The sequence below is a fragment of the Candidatus Hydrogenedentota bacterium genome, from assembly GCA_016791475.1.
GTDB lineage: Bacteria > Hydrogenedentota > Hydrogenedentia > Hydrogenedentales > JAEUWI01 > JAEUWI01.
The window spans coordinates 1-930 of the sequence record JAEUWI010000123.1; the positions used below are offsets into that span (position 1 = coordinate 1).

The window sequence follows — 930 nt, forward strand, 5'->3', positions numbered from 1 at the left end:
AAGACACGCTGTTGCTGCGTCGGATGCAGGCCACCGATCACCTGGGGCAACTGTTCGAGTACCGCCTGGAATTGCTGAGCGAGAACAGCGAGCTGGATTTGGACAAAGTGCTCGGCCGCAACATGACGGTTCGGGTGGAGACGATCACGGAAGGCGCCGGAACCCGCTACTTCAACGGCTACGTCAGCCACTTTCGCTATGCCGGCATCCAGGGCCGCCACGCCGTCTATCGGGCCGTGCTGCGGCCCTGGCTGTGGTTTTTGACCCGCAACGTCGATTGCCGGATTTTCCAGAACGAGACCGTCCCGAACATCATCATGGCGCTGTTTCGGGAAAAGGGGTTTTCGGATTTCGAGAACAGGCTGAGCGGCCAGTACCAACCGCGCGATTACTGCGTGCAGTACCGCGAAACGGATTTCAATTTCGTCGGCCGGCTGATGGAGCAGGAAGGCATCTACTACTACTTCAAGCACGAAAACGGCCTGCACAAGCTGGTCTTGGCGGATGGCTACGGCTCTCACAGCGCGGTGCCGGGCTATCGAGACGTTCCCTACTACCCGCCCGATCCCCACCACCACCGCCAGCGCGACCACATTTACGACTGGGTGGTGAGCAAGCAGATACAAACCGGCGGGTGCGCGCTGAGCGATTTCGATTTCAAGGTTCCTCGCAAGAATCTCGACGCGCGGCGGACGCTGGACGACAGCGGGGTGACCCGTGGCTACGAAATCTTCGATTACCCCGGTCGCTACCAGGAGCACGACCAGGGCGACGCTTATGTTCGGGTGCGGATGGAGGCGCTGGCCGCGCAACGCGAGACCGTCCAGGGCGAAGGCAAGGTGCAAGGTTTCTTGGCGGGCGCCCTGTTTTCCCTGAGCCGGTTTCCGCGGGCCGACCAGATCGCCGATTACCTGCTGGTGTCCACCGACT

The 930-nt window shown here is 61.3% G+C and carries 1 protein-coding gene; it reads left to right on the forward strand.

All coding sequences use genetic code 11. From position 1 onward, the window contains the following. A partial coding sequence (tssI, locus tag JNK74_28190; GenBank protein MBL7650069.1) for a type VI secretion system tip protein VgrG occupies positions 1-930 on the forward strand: 930 nt, incomplete at both ends.